The 19,530-nt window shown below is 39.0% G+C and carries 19 protein-coding genes and 1 pseudogene; 12 read left to right on the top strand and 8 right to left on the bottom strand.

The window, feature by feature from the left end; translation table 11 throughout:
* Nucleotides 1-29: 29 nt before the first annotated feature.
* Nucleotides 30-1,121: a PepSY-associated TM helix domain-containing protein gene (locus F3G98_RS02695; protein ID WP_103608577.1), complete on the bottom strand. Its 1,092-nt coding sequence runs from the start codon at nucleotides 1,119-1,121 to the stop codon at nucleotides 30-32.
* 1 nt (nucleotide 1,122) lies between these two features.
* Nucleotides 1,123-3,032 (bottom strand): annotated as a pseudogene (locus F3G98_RS02690) (TonB-dependent receptor domain-containing protein).
* A 150-nt stretch (nucleotides 3,033-3,182) separates the two neighbouring features.
* On the opposite strand from F3G98_RS02690, the gene F3G98_RS02685 reads away from it, so the two are divergent.
* From F3G98_RS02685 to F3G98_RS02655, 6 genes are all read left to right on the top strand, one after another.
* Nucleotides 3,183-4,067, top strand: a complete 885-nt coding sequence (locus tag F3G98_RS02685) for a helix-turn-helix domain-containing protein (protein ID WP_103645294.1) — start codon at nucleotides 3,183-3,185, stop codon at nucleotides 4,065-4,067.
* 55 nt (nucleotides 4,068-4,122) lie between these two features.
* On the top strand, nucleotides 4,123-5,169 hold the full coding sequence (gene hemW, locus F3G98_RS02680; RefSeq protein WP_103608579.1) for a radical SAM family heme chaperone HemW: 1,047 nt from the start codon (nucleotides 4,123-4,125) through the stop codon (nucleotides 5,167-5,169).
* Between the two features lie 67 nt (nucleotides 5,170-5,236).
* Nucleotides 5,237-5,635: a Sec-independent protein translocase protein TatB gene (gene tatB, locus F3G98_RS02670; RefSeq protein ID WP_012140063.1), complete on the top strand. Its 399-nt coding sequence runs from the start codon at nucleotides 5,237-5,239 to the stop codon at nucleotides 5,633-5,635.
* A complete protein-coding gene (gene tatC, locus F3G98_RS02665) occupies nucleotides 5,635-6,390 on the top strand; it encodes a twin-arginine translocase subunit TatC (protein ID WP_103608580.1) in 756 nt (251 codons plus the stop codon). The genes tatB and tatC overlap by 1 nt, the downstream gene beginning before the upstream one ends.
* Complete coding sequence (gene queA / locus F3G98_RS02660) at nucleotides 6,383-7,405, top strand: tRNA preQ1(34) S-adenosylmethionine ribosyltransferase-isomerase QueA (RefSeq protein WP_103608606.1); 1,023 nt, start codon at nucleotides 6,383-6,385, stop codon at nucleotides 7,403-7,405. Before tatC ends, queA begins: the two co-directional genes overlap by 8 nt.
* Nucleotides 7,402-8,196, top strand: a complete 795-nt coding sequence (locus F3G98_RS02655; protein ID WP_103608581.1) for a hypothetical protein — start codon at nucleotides 7,402-7,404, stop codon at nucleotides 8,194-8,196. Before queA ends, F3G98_RS02655 begins: the two co-directional genes overlap by 4 nt.
* Here the strand turns inward: F3G98_RS02655 and ruvX are convergent.
* From ruvX to ilvC, 4 genes are read right to left on the bottom strand one after another with little or no spacing between them, the layout of a single operon-like run.
* Entirely contained in the window at nucleotides 8,191-8,574 is a 384-nt protein-coding gene (gene ruvX, locus F3G98_RS02650) for a Holliday junction resolvase RuvX (RefSeq protein ID WP_004317765.1), read from the bottom strand. The genes F3G98_RS02655 and ruvX overlap by 6 nt on opposite strands.
* Complete coding sequence (locus F3G98_RS02645; protein WP_149725692.1) at nucleotides 8,571-9,341, bottom strand: DNA-processing protein DprA; 771 nt, start codon at nucleotides 9,339-9,341, stop codon at nucleotides 8,571-8,573. The genes ruvX and F3G98_RS02645 overlap by 4 nt, the downstream gene beginning before the upstream one ends.
* Nucleotides 9,338-10,786 (bottom strand): divergent polysaccharide deacetylase family protein, encoded by a 1,449-nt coding sequence (locus tag F3G98_RS02640; RefSeq protein ID WP_149725691.1) that lies wholly within the window; start codon nucleotides 10,784-10,786, stop codon nucleotides 9,338-9,340. The genes F3G98_RS02645 and F3G98_RS02640 overlap by 4 nt, the downstream gene beginning before the upstream one ends.
* Before the next feature lie 3 nt (nucleotides 10,787-10,789).
* Complete coding sequence (gene ilvC, locus F3G98_RS02635; protein WP_103608584.1) at nucleotides 10,790-11,812, bottom strand: ketol-acid reductoisomerase; 1,023 nt, start codon at nucleotides 11,810-11,812, stop codon at nucleotides 10,790-10,792.
* A 147-nt stretch (nucleotides 11,813-11,959) separates the two neighbouring features.
* Between ilvC and F3G98_RS02630 the strand changes: the two genes are divergently transcribed.
* The 6 genes from F3G98_RS02630 (at nucleotide 11,960) to rpsR (ending at nucleotide 17,000) form a co-directional block, all read left to right on the top strand.
* A complete protein-coding gene (locus tag F3G98_RS02630) occupies nucleotides 11,960-12,778 on the top strand; it encodes an HDOD domain-containing protein (RefSeq protein WP_012140069.1) in 819 nt (272 codons plus the stop codon).
* Entirely contained in the window at nucleotides 12,775-14,694 is a 1,920-nt protein-coding gene (locus F3G98_RS02625; protein ID WP_149725690.1) for an RNB domain-containing ribonuclease, read from the top strand. The genes F3G98_RS02630 and F3G98_RS02625 overlap by 4 nt, the downstream gene beginning before the upstream one ends.
* Entirely contained in the window at nucleotides 14,687-15,685 is a 999-nt protein-coding gene (holA, locus tag F3G98_RS02620) for a DNA polymerase III subunit delta (protein WP_103608586.1), read from the top strand. The genes F3G98_RS02625 and holA overlap by 8 nt, the downstream gene beginning before the upstream one ends.
* A gap of 77 nt (nucleotides 15,686-15,762) precedes the next feature.
* Nucleotides 15,763-16,182 carry a 30S ribosomal protein S6 gene (rpsF, locus tag F3G98_RS02615; RefSeq protein ID WP_004317779.1) on the top strand — a complete coding sequence of 140 codons (420 nt, stop codon included), beginning with the start codon at nucleotides 15,763-15,765 and terminating at the stop codon, nucleotides 16,180-16,182.
* Between the two features lie 13 nt (nucleotides 16,183-16,195).
* Nucleotides 16,196-16,723 carry a single-stranded DNA-binding protein gene (locus tag F3G98_RS02610; RefSeq protein ID WP_012140073.1) on the top strand — a complete coding sequence of 176 codons (528 nt, stop codon included), beginning with the start codon at nucleotides 16,196-16,198 and terminating at the stop codon, nucleotides 16,721-16,723.
* A 16-nt stretch (nucleotides 16,724-16,739) separates the two neighbouring features.
* Nucleotides 16,740-17,000, top strand: coding sequence for a 30S ribosomal protein S18 (gene rpsR, locus F3G98_RS02605; protein WP_087582546.1), 261 nt, complete (start codon nucleotides 16,740-16,742; stop codon nucleotides 16,998-17,000).
* 218 nt (nucleotides 17,001-17,218) lie between these two features.
* On the opposite strand, the gene mrdA is transcribed toward rpsR, so the two are convergent.
* Together mrdA and F3G98_RS02595 are read right to left on the bottom strand one after the other, a co-directional pair.
* Nucleotides 17,219-19,042 carry a penicillin-binding protein 2 gene (mrdA, locus tag F3G98_RS02600; protein ID WP_087580959.1) on the bottom strand — a complete coding sequence of 608 codons (1,824 nt, stop codon included), beginning with the start codon at nucleotides 19,040-19,042 and terminating at the stop codon, nucleotides 17,219-17,221.
* Complete coding sequence (locus F3G98_RS02595; protein WP_103608587.1) at nucleotides 19,039-19,530, bottom strand: hypothetical protein; 492 nt, start codon at nucleotides 19,528-19,530, stop codon at nucleotides 19,039-19,041. The genes mrdA and F3G98_RS02595 overlap by 4 nt, the downstream gene beginning before the upstream one ends.

Raw genomic sequence — 19,530 nt, 5'->3', positions numbered from 1 at the left:
AAAAGAGTTAAGAGATAGATAAATAAGAGTTAGTTTTTACGCCGTTTGTAATAAATCGCACCTCCACTAAAAAGTAGCAAAACCACACCGCATGATGCTAGGCAAAATATAAATTTACCAAGCTCGCCAAAGATATATCCAGCGTGCAGATCAAGCATAAATTTATAAATTTCAAATGACTTTGGCATGGCATTTTTTGAAATTTGCTCGCTTTTTGTATCTACTAAAAGCCTAACGCCATCTCTCTCGCTAGCCCCCTTTGGCAGGTAAAAGAGCATAAATTTGATGCCACCACTATTTGCTATAAAATTTAAAGCCTCAAACTCGTCCCCAAATTTAGAAATGAAAATTTCATAGGCTTTTTTAAGGTTTGCCACCTTTTGCTCATTGCTTAAGTTAAAGCCATTTTTGTTTGTAAAATTTGGCTTTTTAAAGACCTTTTCCTCGCCACAAATTTGATTTATAACCTTAGCAAAGCTCTCATAAGAAAAGTAAAGCCCACTAATGCAAATCACGCTTAAAATGGCGCCAAGATAGATACCTAAAAAGCCGTGTAGCGAATACAAAAACGCAAATTTCTTTGCTTTTAAATTTAGCTTAAATGCCTCCCCTACCCTGCTTCTAAACCTCCAAAAATATATCACCGCCCCGCTTATCAAGATAAAAAGCAATGCAAGCGTAGAAAGTGCTACTAGCTCGCTTGCAAATTTGCTCAATTTTTCATTTTTAAAAAGCGAAAGGGCTAAGTTTTTATGCAAATTTAAAACCAACCCTATAAATTTCTCTGCCTTGTTTTTGCCAGAAATTTCTCCAGTGTAAGGATCTATAAAAAACGACTCAAACTCGCCATTTTCGTTAGTTCCGCTTATGACGTAAGCCTTGTTTGCCTCTGCTTTTATCTTTAGGTAGCTAAGATTAAAATTTGGCTCGCTCTTGCTAAAAATTTTTAAAATTTCATCTATCTCTAAAGGCTTTTTGCCAGCCACGACCTCATCTTTGCTAAAGATATCGATTATCTCATCATGATACGAGATGATCGCCCCGCTAATGCTAAGCACAAGAAGCGGCAAGGCAAAGATAAAAGCCAAAATAAGATGAAATTTTTTCAAAATTTTTATCATTTTAAAACTTTAGATTAAAACCAAGCTCGATCTTTTGTCCGTCAGCTATCAAGATGTCGTATCTGCCAGATCTTGTCGTAAAATACTCATTAAAGAGGTTATAAACGCTCAAATTTAGACTGAAATTCTTTGTTACGTTGTAGTTTATACCAAGATCAGCGATCACGTAAGGTCTCATATCATCAGCATAGCTAAATGAGTTTTTAGTCCTACCATAATAATTTATCTGAGACCAGAAATTTAGCCATCTGTTTAGCTCGTAGTTCGCTCCAAATTTAAATGTATGAAGCGGATAGTTGTTTAAGCTTTTGCCGATCTCCGCTCCATCTTTTTGCTTTGATCTTGTATAGACGTAGCTTTGATTTAGCCTAAGAGCATTTGTCACCTGCCACTCATTTGTTAGTTCAACTCCGTAAATTTCAGCTTTGCCGATATTTACACTCTCCCAAATACCATTTGGATAAATTTTGCCTTTATGTCTGCAAACACTGCCTCTTGAGCAGATAGGGCTATAGCTTAACATATCTTTAAAGCTTGTGTAAAAGCCAGTTAGTGAAGCTTCAAAACCTTCATTGTTATTATAAACGCCGCCAAATTCATAGCTCACGCTTGTCTCTGGCTTAAGGCTGCTTCTACCAAGCTGTGCTCCACGTCCTCCAGCAAATGGCAATGCAAGATCTTGCGTGCGTTGTTTGATGTCAGGTGTCGCGTATCCTGTGCTAACTCCGCCTTTTAGGGCAAAAAAGTCATTTAAGTTATAGATACCATAAATTCTTGGTGAAACGTGCGAACCGTAGTTCTCATCGTAGTTATAGCGAATGCCAGTGCTTAAGATAAAGTCTTTTGTAATGTGATAATCATCTTCGCCATAAAGCGAAATGTCATATCTTTTTACATTTGCAGCGTCTGCGGTGGTTGCCTTTTCGTCAAGCTTTTCTTTTTTAGCATTTAGTCCTAATGTAAAGGCGTTGTTATCAGTAAAATATGAACCTTTTGTATCAAAATTTAGTGTTTTTAGCGTCAAATTTTGTTGTGCTATCTCTTTTATCCTTCCATAAGATAAATAGCTTTGAAGCAAGATATCATCAAGCCTTGCTTCGTGGCTTAAATTTATCATATCACCTTTTATGCGCTCAAGATCGACTGAGCTATTATTTGTACCAGAGGCTAAAGTTTTACCCTTGCTTCTTTTATACTTTACGTCGCTTCTTGCAAGCTCAAGCGTGATGTCGTTGTTTTCATTTGGCCTAAAAAAGAGCTTCGTGCCAAAATTTCTATCCTTTTGCTCTCTGTTTGCGTATGAGATTTTATCCTCTGATTTGTTTAAATTTTTACCATAAACTGAGATGCTTAAAACATCGTCTATTAGCCCAGAGTGTAGATAGAGGCTGTTGTAAAACTCGCCGCTTATGTTTTTATTTCTTGCAAATTTATAGCTTGAGCCAAGATTTGCATGAAAGTCGTTGCTAAACTCGTCTGTTATGATGTTATCACGCCACCCAGTGCGTCACTGCCATAAAGCGAGCTCATAGGGCCGCGTATCACCTCGATACGGCTTATCGCACTTGCTGGCGGGATGAAGCTGTATGAGCCTCCAACGCTTCTTAGCCCCTTGTAAGCGTTATCTCCTGGCACTGGTATGCCATTTACTAAAATTTTAGTAAATCTTGGAGAGAATCCGCGTATAGAAATTCCTCGTCTATTTGCCGCTTCGGGAGTCGTTCCAAAAAGGCTTGGCACATCTTTTACCATGCTCTCAACGTCCTTGTGATTTCTCTTTTCTAGCGCATCTTGAGTGATGACGCTAAGCGTTGCAGGGGCGTCTTTGATATTTTGCTCAAAGCCAGTTGCACTCACTACTTTAACCTCTGGCAGAACTTTATCTTCATTTGCAAAAAGCGGTAAATTTATAAAAACTGCCGCACAAATAGAAATTTTTAATAGACTTCTCACAAAAAAACTCCTTATTAAAATTTAAATCATATTTTACTAAAATTAAATAATCGTTATCAATATCAGACATAACGCTAGAGGGATTAAATTTAACGCTCAAGGGATAAAATGACAAATTTAGATAAAAGATATGGCATAAGTAAAATCTCACAAAGTAACAAGCGGATAAATGTAGAATTTTTTAAACAAGCTAATGGCATCAGCTACCTAAAAAGCGAGATTTTATGTAATGAAATCATAAAAAGAGAGAGCCAGGGAGATAGAAAATATCTATTTTTGATGTTTAACGAAGCAAAAGATAATCTTTGCTTCAAGCTTGATAAAAAAGAGTATCTTTTAAGCAGGGATGAGTTTTGCATAGGGCTGGTAAATGATAGCTTAAAAGGCGTTTTTGAATATCAAAATAAATTTTATAAAACCAAAACCTTGCTTTTTGAAGAAAACTACGCAAATAAGCTTGAAATTTTTAGTGAGCTTAGGCTTGAAGAGAAATTTGATCTTATAAAATATAAAAAAGATGAGGATCAAATTTGCGTTTTAAACGAGCTTGAGACGACAAATTTATATGATGGCATGATGAGAGAGATCTTTATAGAGTCAAAAATTTTAGAGCTTATCTATAAGAGCAAAGCTTTAAAAGATGAGAAAATTTATTTTAGCAGTGACGAAGAAAAAGTGCTTTTAAAGGCTAAGAAAATCTTACTTACTCGCATGCAAAATCCCCCAAGCATCAAAGAGCTAGCCCATCTTTGCGGCACTAATGACTTTTGGCTTAAGAAAAATTTCAAACTCTTTTTCAAAGAGACGATCTATCAGCTTTTAGCAAAAGAGCGATTAAAGCTGGCATTTGCCCTTTTAAAGCAAAATGATATCAGCATAAAAGAGGCTGCCAGCATCGTTGGCTACACAAATGCAGCGCATTTTGCAAAAATTTTTAAAGGCACTTTTGGCTTTTTACCAAGCGAGCTAATAAGGCAAAAAAGCTACTTTTAAACTGCTCTAAATGCCAAATTTCTTATAATCGCCCAAATTTTAAAAAGAGAGAAATTTGCAAGTTTATATCCACGTGCCATTTTGCGAGAGCAAGTGTCCATACTGCGCCTTTGGCTCAAGCGATGACGAATTTAAGAAGGTTGGCGCCTATTTTAAAGCGCTTTGCTTTGATCTAAATTTCCAGCTAAAAAGCCAAAATGTAAAAGAAATTTCAACCATTTTTTTTGGCGGTGGCACACCAAGTGCGGTAAATGCTAAGCTTTATGATGAGATTTTTAGCATTTTAGCTCCACTTTGCACGCCTAAAACTGAGATCACCTTTGAAGCAAATCCAAATTCTGCAAATTTAGCCTGGCTAAAGCATGTAAAAAATTTAGGCGCAAACCGCATAAGCTTTGGCGCTCAAAGCTTTTTTGAAGATAAGCTTAAATTTCTAGGGCGCATCCACAGCAGGGAGCAAATTTTTAAAGCAGTTGAAAATGCCCATGCAGCTGGCTTTAAGAGCATAAATTTAGACCTCATCTATGACACTAAATTTGATACCAAAAAGCGCCTTTTAGCTGAGACTGAAAATTTAAAAAGCCTTGCTATCACGCATCTAAGCGCCTACTCGCTCACACTTGAAGAAAACACCCCATTTTCTGGCAAAAAAAGCTATAAAAAGGATAGCGACACTTTGGCTAAATTTATGATAGAGCAGATCCAGAGGGCTGGCTTTAAGCAGTATGAAATTTCAAATTTTGGAGAAATTTGCAAGCACAATCTTGGCTACTGGCAGGGCAAAAACTACCTTGGTGTAGGGGCTTTTAGCGTGGGCTTTATAAATGGCACCAGATACTACGCCAAAAATAGCATAGATGCCTATATCACGCAGCCAAAACATAGAGAAAGAGAAATTTTAAGCCAAAGCGAGCTAGTAAGAGAGCATATATTTTTAGGGCTTAGAAGCGTCGTAGGCGTGGAGGCTGGGCGCTTAAATGAAGCTCAGAAAAAAAGAGCAAATTTACTTGTAGAAAATGAAAAACTACTCTTTAAAAATGGCAAATTTTACAACCCAAATTTCTTACTAAGCGACGAGATCACACTCTTTATCGAGGGCTAAATTTATAAAAATTTGAGCAAAGTCAAGATAAAATACAAAGCTTAAATAAAATTTAACAGAGGCAAAAATGTTTGGAATGAGTTTTTCTGAGATCTTGGTCATCGCCGTGATCGCTGTGCTAGTTTTGGGCCCTGACAAGCTGCCAAGCGCTATGGTGCAGATCGCCAAATTTCTAAAGATGTTTAAAAAAGGCATAAACGACGCAAAATCAACATTTGATCAAGAGATGAAGATAGCCGAGCTCAAAGAAGACGCTCAAAAATACAAAGAGAGCATAACTCAAAGTGCGCAAAGCGTGCGTAAAAAGCTCACATTTGAAGAGCTTGACGAGATCAAAAAAAGCGCAAGCGACGTCACTGAGAGCATACAAAACGTCGTAAGCGACACCAAAAAAACGGTAGAAAATATACAAAATCCAACAAATTTAGTTAAAGATGCGATCTTAAACGATAAAAAAGAGGCGTGATGTTTGAAGAGCTAAGACCCCATTTGATCGAACTTAGAAAGAGGCTTTTTATAAGCATAGTAAGCGTTTTCGTCTGTTTTGGCATCTGTTTTACATTTTGGAATCCACTGCTTGCATGGATGAGCGAGCCGCTAAAGCAGGTCTTGCCAGCTGGCTCAAACATCATCTTTACTCAAATTCAAGAGCCATTTTTCACAGCGATGAAGGTCGCCTTTTTTGCTGGCCTCGTGGTCGCTTTGCCTATCATTTTTTGGCAGTTTTGGCTATTTGTCGCACCTGGACTTTATGATAATGAAAAAAAATATGTGATCCCATTTGTCCTCTCTGCTTCATTTATGTTTGCGTGCGGGGCGGCGTTTTGCTACTACGTGGTTATCCCGCTTGGCTTTACATTTTTGGTAAATTTTGGCGGTCAGCTCTTTACGGCACTGCCAAGCATAGGCGAGTACGTTGGCTTTTTTACAAAACTTCTGATCGGCTTTGGAATTTCATTTGAGCTGCCAGTCATTACATTTTTCTTAGCAAAGATAGGGCTTGTTGATGACAAGATGCTAAAAGATTATTTCAGATACGCAGTAGTTGTCATCTTCATCTTTGCAGCTATCGTCACACCACCAGATGTTATAAGTCAAATTTTAATGGCACTGCCACTCATCGGACTTTATGGAATTTCTATCATAGTCGCCAAAAGAGCCGGTAAAAGCGACGACGATGAGCAAGATAGCGACACAAATAGCGACGCAGACGATGAGTGATATAAACGACATCTCAAGTTATGATTATTTTTTGCCTAGTGAGCTCATAGCAAAAGAGCCAATTTTGCCCAAAGAAGAGGCAAGATTGCTTGTTTATCTTAAAAAAACAAAAGAGATAAAACACTATAAATTTAAAGATCTAGCCAGCCTCATCCCAGAAGACGCGGCAGTCATTTTTAACAATACAAAGGTAGTTAAGGCTCGCATTTTGGGACACAAACAAAGTGGCGGAGCCTGCGAAGTGATGCTAAATCAACCACTTAGCGATAATAAATTTAGCGTCTATATAAGAGGCAGAGTAGGTGTCGGTAGCGTTTTAAATTTCGCTGATGATATAAAAGTAAATGTGCTTGAGCTAAATGATGATGGCTCAAGGGTGGTAAATTTCACCAAAAATGGCGTTATTTTAGATACGGCGCGACTTTTTAGCGAGCTTGAAAAGATCGGCCACGTCCCACTCCCGCCATATATCAAAAGGGCTGATACAAAGGATGACGAGAGCTGGTATCAAAGTATATTTGCTAAAAATAGCGGCGCAGTCGCAGCTCCGACAGCTAGCCTGCACTTTAGCGAGCAGATGCTAGAGCAGATAAAATCAAAGCACGAGGTCACCTACATCACGCTTCACGTGGGTGCTGGGACATTTAAGGGCGTGGAGTGCCAAAACATAAACGACCACAAAATGCACTCTGAGTTTTATGAGCTAAGCAAAAAAGCTCAAGAGATCATAAACTCTGATAAGCCCATCCTTGGCGTTGGCACGACGGTTACTAGATGCGTTGAAGAGTTTGCTAGAAGCAAGCAGCCAAGCGGCTTTTGCAAGCTATTTTTAAATCTAAATAATAGACCGATCAGGCAAAACTACCTTTTAACAAATTTTCACCTGCCAAAATCAACACTGATCATGCTAGTTACTAGCTTTATAGGGCTTGAAGAGACGATGAGGATTTATGAAACGGCAGTTAGCGAAAAGTATAGATTTTACTCTTATGGCGATGGGATGCTTGTGATATGAAAAATGTCGATTTTGTCGCGCAAATGGAGCTTTTTTTAGAGGCACTTTTTAAGGACGCAACAGCTAGAAACAACGCCATCGTCTTTAACTACAACCCAAACTACCCACGCTATCTAAGCTTTGAAGCGCATAAGCTAATAGGCGCGATCAAAAATTTAAGCAAATTTTACCTAAATGACGTAAGCAACTCAAAACTGCTGATCTCCTTTACTCTAGTAAGCTATAGCCTAAGTTTGGTGCATTTTGATATACATATAAGATGCACTTCATGCCCGCAAAAGCCAAATGAGAGGCTGGTAAAAGAAGCTGGCGAGCTACTAAAAGAGCTAAATGCCAAGATGAGTAAATCTGAGGACGGCTTTAATATAAGCATAAGCGTGCCGCTACCAAAAAGTGGGACATTTAAAAGGCAAAGCGTAGAGATAGCAAGCCTTCTAGGCAAAAATGCGATAATAGCTTGCGATGATGAAAATTTATTTTTAACGCTCAGTCATGAGCTAAGCTTTACGGGGCTAAAGCTCAGCAAACAAAAGAGCTTCGAGAGTTTAAATTTACACATAAAAGATGCCATTTTTAAGCCAGACATCATCTTCGTGCAAAAGGAGTATCTAAGCGACAAAGCAAGGCTTGATGAGATGCTAACTTATCAAAAGCTTAAGAATTTCTACATCGTCATCATCAGCAAGGATGAAGCCAAAAGCATCAAAAGTGAGAAGATGACTACGCTTAGACAGCCATTTACTAGCGATAGCTTGCACGAGACTTTAGGGGTGGTGGCTAGAAATTTATAAAATTTTTAGATATCTCTTTAAGATGATGGTGGCTGAGACGCTATCAAGCCTACCATCTCGCTTTGTATTTGTGTAAATTTCACTTGCCTCGCTGCTGCTAAAGGCTTCGTCTTGATAGACGATATTAGCCTGCACATCAAGAAGCGAGACAAAATGCTCTATGCGCCTTCTCATCTCATCTTCGCTACTGCCGCCGATCGGAACGCCCACTACTAGCGTGTTTGGAGCGTATTCATTTACTTTTTGGCTCACATCTCTTGCGGCTTGATTTCTATTTTTTCTAAGCACTGGCTCAAGGGGTGTCACGACCTCGCCAAAGCCAAAAGCAAGCCCTATGCGCTTTAGTCCAACATCGATCGCCATAAATTTCTCTCTCATAGCGCGCTTTTTACTCTTAAATTTGAAATTTCAACTAGCCCGTCAAGCTCGTACTCATAGATGATCTCGCCAAATTTAGCCAATGCTTCATCAAGGCTAACGCCATTTTTGCAAAATTTCAAGATCTCATCATCAGCTTTTGCTTGCTCTTTTACCTCGCCAAAAAGTGAGGCAAATTTAACGTAATCATCGATAAGTTCGGCCTTTTTGCTAGCTAGCAAGGCATTTGTCCCACTACTCTCATTTATGCGCTGAGGCAGGACAAAGAGAGGGATTTTAAGCTCATTTGCAAGCCTTGCACTTTGCATCGAGCCGCTTCTTAGATCAGCTTGTGCGACCACAAGAGCTTGCGCAAGCCCCACAACTATGCGGTTTCTCTCTAAAAACCTATACGCGATCGGCGGCTCGCCCTCGTCATACTCACTTAGAGCCAAGCCCTTTTCATAAATTTCTCTTATCACTGCTTTATTTTGCGCTGGATAGATGATGTCAAGTCCATTTGCAAAAACGCCGATAGTTAGTGGCATGGCAGCCTTGTGTGCCGTGATATCCACACCGATAGCCCCACCACTTACCACACAGACATTTGCGTTTTTTAGCGCTGCGCAAAGTGCCGTGACACACTCTTTTGTATAGACACTTGCCTTTCTTGAGCCAACGACTGCGACTTTTGGCATGCTAAGAAGCGAGGTGTCGCCTATGAAATTTAGCTCTTTTGGGGGATTTTTTAGCCTATTTAGCGCCTCTGAGATGATTTCAAGCTTCATAAAATATCTTTTAGATAAACAACTTCTACATCTTTTAAGATATTGTTTTTGCTAGCTTTTATCACTGCGATCGTGTTTTTCTTTGGATGTCCGATGGCGATCGCGTAGCCCCTTTTTTTGGCTAAATTTACAGCAGCTACAAGCTCGCGTCTGACAGCTGCAGCAGATGGATCATCATCTAAAAATATATCTCTTGAAATGTAAGGCTGGTTGTATTTTTTCGCAGCCCTTGCTACGGCTGTTTGAGCGATCGTCTTACTATCAACAAAGATAAAGCCCTGCTCTATCAGCGCTCTATATGCCTTATCCATCGCGTCATAATCACTAGTAAATCGTGATCCTGTGTGGTTGTTTGTATATTTTGCGCGCGGAAAGTCTCTTCGTATCTTTTTTATCTTCTCAAGCATGCTCTCAAAGCTCTCATTTACCGTGAGCGTGCCTATCTCTGGGCTATCAAAGTGCTTTGCTTGCATCGGCAGATGTATCATGTAAAACTCAAATGTTCTAGCGATATTTGGCGTATCTGGATGGGTTTTTGTCGCTGGGAAAATGGACGGCGTTATCCTTAGACCGATTGATTTTACCATACTAGCGTGCTCAAATGTCGCCACATCATCGATTATTAGCACCAGCTTTGCACGCCCTTTCACGCTGCTATTTGGAGTAAATGGCACCACAGCGAAGTCATCTTTTTTTGCACTCTCTTTTTGCGGTTTTTCGCTGTAAATTTGCTTCTTGTCTTTTTTGCCAGGCTCGGTCTCACTTTTTTTAGTAGGCTCTGGTTTTAAAATTTCACTATGCTTTAAATTTTCTTTTATGCTTAAATTTGCTTCAGTGCTTTTGTTTTGCTCTGTTTTTGTCTCTGTTTTTGTCTCATTTTTGCCTGCGTAAAATGGCTCGATTACTTGCTCGACCTTTAATTCTGGCTTTTCTTCACTCTTTGCTTCATGGCTTGCATCTACGCTACTTTGCATATTTTTATATAAATTTGCAAGTAGATTTTTCGTATCGTTTTGCTCTTTTTTTGGCTCTTCTTTTTTAGTTTCTACTTTTACTTCAGATTTTGTCTCAGGAGTTATCTTTTTTTGCTCTTTTGGCTCAGTTTTTGGCTTTAGAGCAAGTTCGCTTTTATGTTTAGGATCGGTAAAAATTTTACTTAAATTTTCATCTTCATCAAATTTTAGAGGGTATTTTCTCTTCTCGTACTCTTGTTTTTTATCTTTGCTAGCAACTTTTTGCTCAGCTTTTTTTGGAATTTGCTTCTCGCTCTTTGGCTCATTTACTTTGCTTATCTGCTCAACATCTTTGTTTTTGATGCTAAGAGCTGCGATAAGTGCTACTATCAAAATAGCAGCGATGACGCCGATACCAAGGAAAATTTTATTATGAGAGCGACCTGCACTCTTTTTTACAGGACGCTTCTTTGTAGTCTTTTTTTCGCTCAAGGCTTAGTTTTTGCTTTGATCTATAAGTTTGCCGTTAGTTATCCAAGGCATCATTGCGCGAAGTTTTTTGCCAGTTTTATTTAGCAAGCTTCTCTCAGCTATGCCGCGCTCAGCATTCATTCTAACATATCCTGCTTTTCTCTCTAGGATGAAGTCTTTTGCAAATTTACCATTTTGGATTTCTCTTAAAACTTCTTTCATAGCTTTTCTGCTCTCTTCACCAACTACTCTTACGCCACTTACGTAGTCGCCATATTCAGCTGTGTTTGAGATAGAGTAGCGCATATCAGCCATGCCGCCTTGATACATTAGATCAACGATTAGTTTTAGCTCGTGCAAGCACTCAAAATACGCCATCTCAGGTTCATATCCAGCCTCTACAAGCGTATCAAATCCAGCATTTACAAGTGCGCAAAGACCACCGCAAAGCACAGCTTGTTCGCCAAATAAATCTGTTTCAGTTTCATCTTTAAATGTTGTCTCGATGATGCCAGTTCTACCGCCGCCTATACCGCAAGCATAGCTTAGAGCGATCTCTTTAGCCTTTCCGCTTGCATTTTGTTCAACAGCGATAAGATCAGGTATGCCTCCACCTCTTAAAAATTCGCTTCTAACTGTGTGTCCTGGGGCTTTTGGAGCAATCATGATGACGTCTATGTTTGCTGGAGCTTTGATCTGTCCAAAATGAACATTAAAACCATGTCCAAATGCGATAGCAGCGTGATCTTTTAAATTTGGCTCGATCTCATTTTTATAAATTTCAGCTTGAAGCTCATCTGGTGTTAGGATCATAACTACATCAGCGCCTTTTGTAGCTTCGCTTACAGTTTTTACTTCAAAGCCTTTTGCCTCAGCTTTTGCCCAGCTTTTGCCACCTTTTGCAAGACCGATTACGACACTTACGCCATTGTCTCTTAAATTTTCAGCGTGTGCGTGACCTTGTGAGCCAAAGCCAATAATCGCTACTTTTTTACTCTGAATAAGGCTTAAATCGCAGTCTTTATCATAATAAACACTTATAGCCATTGTTTCTCCTATTGTTAAATTTTGGCGAGATTATACATTTTAGCAACAAAAACGTTGCTGAAAAAGAGCAAAAAAGTATCTTTAAGTTTTATGCTGCAGCTTTTTGCTATAATGTGACAAAATTTTTAACCAAAAGAGTCACTTTACATGAATGAATCAATCTTTAAAAAAATCAAAGCGCTTCCGCCACTAGACGACACTGTCATACAGATCCAGCGCCTACATGCTGACGAAAATAGCTCGATAAATGACCTCACAAAAGTGGTCGAAAAAGACCCTATGCTAACAGCAAATATCTTGCGTTCAGCAAACTCACCACTTTACGGATTTTCTCAAGAGATCACAACTATCGCAAGAGCCATTTCACTTTTTGGCATGGCTACTATCCGCGGTTTTGCGCTATCAAGTGCTATTAAAAAGACCTTTTCTATAAATTTAGAGCCATACGACATTACCGCACAAGATTTTTTAAATATCTCAATCATGCAAAATGCTTTGATGTATCACTGGTATTCAAAGATAAAACCTAAAAATCTAGAAATTCTCTCTCCTGCTTCATTTATGCTTGAAGTTGGCAAGATCGTTTTAGCACATGAGCTCACAGAAAATAATCAAGTTGCTGAGTTTAAAACAAAGTTAAAACAAATTTCATCTACATACGACCTTGCACTTTTAGAGTCTGAAATTTTAGACATCACAAACGAAGAGGTCACAGCTAAAATTTTTGAGCAGTGGAATTTAGAGATCGAGCTTGGAAATTCTATCCTCTACTCAAACACTCCAGAAGAGGCTCCTGATCATATAAAAGAGTACGCAAGAGCGTTAAAAGTAGTAAAAACAGCGGTTAATATCTTTAACCAACTTGACGATGTAAGCGTAAATAACGCAACACTTCTTATAAATGAATATGGCTTTGAGAGAGATACATTTTTAATGGCTGTTAGCAAAGTCAAAGACAATTTGTGAAAGAATTTTTAACATCACTTCTAGTTGGCATCAAAGAAAAAGAGATATCAAACGAAGATAAAGAGATCTTACGTAATCTCCTAAACCTTGGTGCCGTAAGCTTACATAAAGATAAATTTTACCTAAACAACGGCTATGTCTGCGGCAAGCTAGACATCAGCCAAAACGCAACTGGCTTTATCATGCCATTTGACAAGCGCTTCAAGCAAGATATCATCGTAGAAAGTAAAAATTTAAACAACTCTCACCTTGGCGATATCGTGTTAGCAAAGCTTTTGCCGCTTAAGAAAAAACGCCAAAGCGCTAAGATAGTGATGAGTCTAAAGCTTGCAAATGAGACAAGCGTGGTCTATACAAAACGCTTTGGGGCGGCCATTTTAGGGGTAAATTTAAAAACTGGGCTAAGCACAACCCTAAAGGCAACGCAAAAAAGCCTAAAGATGCTCCCGCTTGGGACGCTACTAAAGATAAACAATCTAAACAACGAAATAGTCGAGGTTTTAGGAAATTTAGAAGATCCGCTAAGCGACGAGAAAATTTCGCTTGCTATTTATAATAAAAATGATAAATTTAGCGAGGCTTGCGAGCTTGAAGCAAAGGCCTTTGGCGATGAAGTCGATGCTAGCATGTATCCAAACAGGGTCGATCTAAGAAATTTAGACTTTTGCACGATCGATCCAGTCGATGCTAAGGACTTTGACGATGCCATATATTTTGATGAGAAAAAGCGAGAAATTTACGTAGCAATCGCCGATGTAAGCGAGTATGTGACTGCATATAGCGCCATTGATAGCGAGGCTAAAAAAAGAGGCTTTTCTATCTACTTTCCGCACATCTCAGTGCCGATGTTGCCGCGCGCACTTAGTGAAAATATCTGCTCGCTAAAGCCAGACGTGCCACGCCTTGCATTTTGTTTTAAAATTTCACTCGATGCAAACAACGATGTAAAAAAAGAGGAGCTTTTTGAGGCGATCATCCTTTCAAAAAGGCGCTTTAACTACGACGAGATCGATGAAATTTTAGAAGGCAAAAGAGAGTGTGAAATTTCATGGATCAAGCCACTTTTTAAACTCACCACAAAGCTTCGCAAAAAAAGGCTTTTACACGCATTTGACTTTAGGACAAAAGAGCTTAGAATGAGCCTTGATGATGAAGGGCAAATTTCGCAAACTATGTTTGAAAGCGACTCCGACTCACATAGACTAGTAGAGGACTGCATGCTTTTAGCAAACAAGGCTGCTGCAAAGCTCATCACAAAGGGCGTTTTTAGAAACCACGCTTCGCCTGATTTTAAAAAGATAGATACCTTGCTTGAGGACTTACAGCTTTTGGGGCTTGACTTTACATACGAGAGTGACCTTGCAAATTTGATAAGAAAGATCCAAGCAAAGGCCGATGAACTAGGCAACCGCGAAGAGATAGACAAGCTCATCATCAAGTCACAAAAAAAGGCTGAATATTCAAGTGAAAATTTAGGCCACTTTGGACTTGGATTTGACAGATATACACACTTTACAAGCCCTATTAGACGCTATTCTGACCTTATTTTGCACAGACTTTTAAAGGCTAAAATTTCAAAAGATGAGAAGCTTTACAACTTCTTACTTTTAAACATCCAAAGCACATGCGCAACCTTAAGCGAGCTTGAAAGAGAGGCTGACAAGGTAGCCTACGACTTTATGGATAGGAAATTTGCACGCTGGGCAGCCGCAAATATCGGCAAAGAGGTGCGTTGCTACGTTAGCGAAAACCAAAATGTTTTGGTTGCTAAGCTTGATGATCATTTTGTTGGTGCTAGGATTTTCATCACTGGATACAGTGCAAATTTACTTCAAAAGCTTGTCGTAAAGATCACAGAGGCCGACATCGCGAGCGCTAAAATTTTTGCAAAAGTGATAAGAAAGATCGATGTATAGAAAAGATTTGGAGCTAAATTTAGCAAATGCAAATTTAAGCAACTACTTCTTGCTTTTTGGGGCGGACGAGTTTCAGATCGAGCTTTTTGGTAAGGAAATTTTGAGCTTTTATGCAAGCGAAGATGCAAATTTATTAAGCCTTTATTTTGACGAGTACAACTATGCGCAAGCAAGCTCTCACCTAAGCGAGCAGTCGCTTTTTGGCGGCAAAAATATCCTTTATGTAAAAAGCGACAAAAAGATCCCGGCAAAAGAGCTAAAAGAACTCATCTCGCTTTGTTCAAAAAGCCATGACAACTACTTTTTATTTGAGCTTTATGAGGCCGATATGAAGCTAGTTTTTGATACGCAAAAGGCTTTTGGGACAAATTTTGCGAGATTTTTTAAGCCCTCAAACCCAGATGAAGCGATAAATTTACTAGCCAAAAACTCAGCCAAAATAGGCCTAAACATAACCAAAAACGCGCTTTATGAGCTTTATTTTACGCATAATGAAAATTTATACCTTGCAGCAAGCGAGCTTACAAAACTAAAGAGCCTAAACGCTCACATCGAACAAGACGATGTAAAAAGGCTGGTTTTTGGGCTTGGCGGGATAAATTTTGATGATTTTTTCAATAAATTTATGGCTCTAAAAGATATAAAAAACGACTTTTTTACCTACTTAGAAGATCCAAATTTTAATGAAATTTTACTTCTAAACTCACTATACAAAGCATTTTTTAGACTATTTAAAATTTACTCTTACATCAAGATAAATGGCCGCTTAAATTTAGACGAAGCGATAGGGTATCAGCCTCCTGTAAATGTGGCAAATTTACTAAAAGCAAATAGCTTAAAGCTAAGTTTAAATGCCTATTTAGAGATATTTAAAACGCTAAATTTAGCCGAGCTAGAACTAAAAACAAATACGAAAATGGATAAAGAAATTTTCGTTTTATCAACCATTTTAAATCTGCAGCACCTCATATCAACAGCAAATATTAAGTAAATTTAAGCTAAAATCCACCCTTGCTTAATGCAAAATCCTTGCTCACAAAGTGAGCTAAATATCCATAAGGAGAAAAAATGAAACATTACGAGCTTTTATTTATTCTTAAGCCGACATTGACGGAAGAGGAAGTTAAAGCTAAGGTTGATTTCGTAAAAGAAGTCATAACAAAAAACGGCGGCGAGATCGCTACTGTCGTTGAGATGGGTACTAGAAAACTAGCTTATACCATCAAAAAATATGAGCGTGGAACATATTTTGTTATCTACTACAAAGCTCCACCAGCACTTCTTGCAGAGCTTACAAGAAACGTAAGGATCACTGAAGATATCATAAGATTTTTAAGCGTTAAATATGAAAACAAACGCGAAATCGCAGCTTGGGAAAGACTTTGCAAAGGTATCAAGCAAACTATAAAAAAAGAACCTCGCGAGCCAAGAGCACCACGCGAGCCAAGAGCTGAAAAAGTAGACGAGCAAACATTTACAGAAGAATAATCAAGGATAAAAAATGTTCAATAAAGTAGTATTAGTTGGAAATTTAACCAGAGATATAGAGCTTAGATATACTACTAGCGGCGTTGCCATAGGAAATTCTAGTATAGCTGTGACACGCAAAATCACCTCAAATGGGGAAAGAAGAGATGAGACTTGCTTTATTGATATATCATTTTTTGGCAAGAGTGCAGAGATAGCAAACCAATATCTCAACAAGGGATCGAAGCTGCTTATCGAAGGAAGACTCAAATTTGATCAGTGGACCGACAATAACGGACAAAATCGCTCAAAACACTCTATCGCCGTTGAGAGCATGGAGATGCTTGGCTCAAATAACCAAACGCAACAAGGCGGATACTCTATGAATAGCCAAAATAGCGGTGGCTACGGACAGCAAGGCGGATATCAAAATAACCAATATAACCGCCAACAAGAAACTAGACCACAAGCTGCGCCGCAAAGAAAGCAGGAGAGCTATTCGGAAGTTCCTGATATAGACGTTGATGCTGATAGCTTCAACAATGAAGAAATACCGTTTTAATTTTAAAGGATAAAAAATGGCAGAAAAAAGAAAATATTCACGCAAATATTGCAAATTTACAGAAGCAAAAATTGACTTTATAGACTACAAAGACACTTCACTTTTGAAGTATTGCTTGTCAGAGAGATTTAAAATCATGCCAAGACGCCTAACTGGCACATCAAAAAGATACCAAGAGATGGTAGAAAAAGCGATCAAAAGAGCTCGCCACGCAGCTATCATACCTTACATAGTTGATCGCAAAGACGTAGCTTCAAATCCTTTTGAAGGTCTATAATCCATAAATTTTAGCCCTATTTTGGGCTAAAATTTCAAAAACTATTTTTAATCACTTCATTACAAATTTAAATATTCATTTTAATTAATATCAAAATTAAGAATACATGTCACCCATAAGATAGCTAATCATTAATTATAATTTTTATCTTTTAAGAACTATTTCACGTTTTGCGAGCAAACAAATACACATATTTAGTAATTTTTTAGAGATAGAATTTATTGTTTTTTATCTTTCTCAGTCTGAACTTTATCAAGTTTTATATATCCCATTTCAACTAGCTTGTTATAAATTTGAGAGATTTTTGGTCCAGCAGCGCTACCGCCGTGACCGCCGTGCTCGACAACCATCGTTATGACGTATTGTGGATCCTCAAAAGGCGCATAGGTCGTCATCCACGCGTGAGATCTTTGCAGATACGCCATATCTTCTTCTTTCATACGTTTCTTTTCAGTTTGCGAGATGCCAACGACTTGAGCTGTTCCAGTCTTTGCCGCAACCTTTACAAGACTTCCCACAAAGTGCCTATTTGCCGTGCCTCTTGGGTGATTTGCCACCTCATACATCGCATGCCTAATGGCAGGTAGCTGCGACTTCTCAAACGGCGTAAAAGCATCATCTGTTGGCGTAAAATCAACATCCTTGCCATCTATGCTCTTTAAAAAATGTGGCGTCACATTTAGCCCAGTTGCAAGGCCTGCTGTGTATTTAGCCACCTGCATAGGCGTGACTAGAAAATTTCCCTGTCCGATAGAGGTGATGAGCGTCTCGCCTTGAAACCACGCCTTGCCATACTTCCTCATCTTCCACTCCCTACTTGGCAAGGTCCCCACAAATTCATTTGGTAAATCAACCTCTGTTTTTCTACCAAAGCCCATACGCTCAAGTATCGGCACAATGGCGTCTATGCCGATCTTTTGGCTACCCTTGTAAAAGTAGTCATCACAGCTCTCTCTAATTGCCGTGTTCATATTAACCGTGCCATGACCATGCGAGTTCCAGCAGCGAAATTTACGCCCTCCAAGCTCATACGAGCCACTGCAAAAAAAGCTATCATATTTGCTCATGCCATTGTCTAAAAAGGCAAGTGCCATACCCATTTTTACGACAGATCCTGGCGGATAGAGGCCGTTTATCAGCTTATTTGTAAATGGATGATCGACGTTTTTTACAAGCTCCTCCCACTCAGCCTGAGAAATTCCAAGTACAAACGGATTTAGATCATACTCAGGAAAGCTTCCTGCTGCGATGATGGCGCCATCTTTTAAGCTCATAACTATGACGCTTCCTGCATCTTTGCCAAAGACATCAGCGACGAACTGCTGAAGCTCAAGATCGACGGCGAGCTTTATGTTTTGACTTTGTGGCGCTTGATAGCTCACCTGCTCGATCTCCTCATTTAGCGCATTTACCTTGATCTTTTTAAAGCCTTGAATTCCTTGCAAGATCGGGTTATAAAAGCGCTCTACTCCGCTTCTACCGATATAGTTTGTAAGCTTTGTCAAAGGATCGTTTTCCATATCTTTTTGGTTTGCCCTGCCGACGTAGCCGATGATGTGAGAGGCTAGGTCGTTGTATGGATAGTGGCGCTTTGAAGCGGGTCTTATCTCTAAATTTTCACGCAGAGAAAGTGGCGCAAAAAATGGCAAAAATTTATCATAATCAACAAATTCGACCACGTTTATGAAGTCTTGGTTGTAGGCTGAGTCGTTTTTTATGTATTCATTTTTAAGCTTGGTGACATTTAGATCGCCAAATAGCGAGCCAATATAGGCTAGTTCATCGTCTAAAATTTTCACCTTTTTGTTTGCGCTAAGGTGCGGCTTTACATAGATAGAAAAGCCTAGACGATTGACCGCCATAGGCTTGTCGTGTGCATCAAAGATGATGCCTCTAACTGGCGGGATGTAGATAGTTTTTATCGCATTTTGCTCGGCGATCTCGTTGTAGTAGGTGTTTGAATTTACACTTAGGTGGTAAATTCGCCCCAAAAGCATGATCCAAAAAAGAGCGATCACGCCAAAAACGATACGCATCCTCATAGCACTTTATCCCTAAAAAGCACGATAGCAAGCACACTTTCAAGCGCTATAAAAAATAGATACTCTGCGCTAAAAGTCAAATTTGGCTCGTTTAAGACGTAGGCAAAAAGATTATTTACAAGAAAAGTTAGCACATAGCCAGAGGCGACAAAGATGATGAGCAGGCAGTTTCGCCACTTCATCGTCGTATAGAGCCAGTCTAGCACGAAGTTGTAAAATAGCAAAAATGCAATGATCGTTGAAAAGAGATAAAAGCCATGAATTTGCTCGGCAAAGACCAAGAAAATGAGTGAAAAATACCATGATGGCTTAAACTCATCATAGTGCTTTTGTTTTCTTGAATACTCCAAAATCATATATGTAAAAAAAATGCCAATAAGTGGCGGCAAGAAGCCAAACTGCGTAGTTGCGATCTCGTAAGAGAGCAAAAAAATGGCCCACCAAAAGCCTTTAAAAATTTTAATGTCCAAGCTGCTTATGGTTTGCAT

It is taken from the genome of Campylobacter concisus (assembly GCF_902460895.1).
Lineage (GTDB): Bacteria > Campylobacterota > Campylobacteria > Campylobacterales > Campylobacteraceae > Campylobacter_A > Campylobacter_A concisus_BC.
The sequence above is the reverse complement of the archived record's forward strand: the minus strand, read 5'-3'. Positions and strand labels throughout refer to the sequence as shown.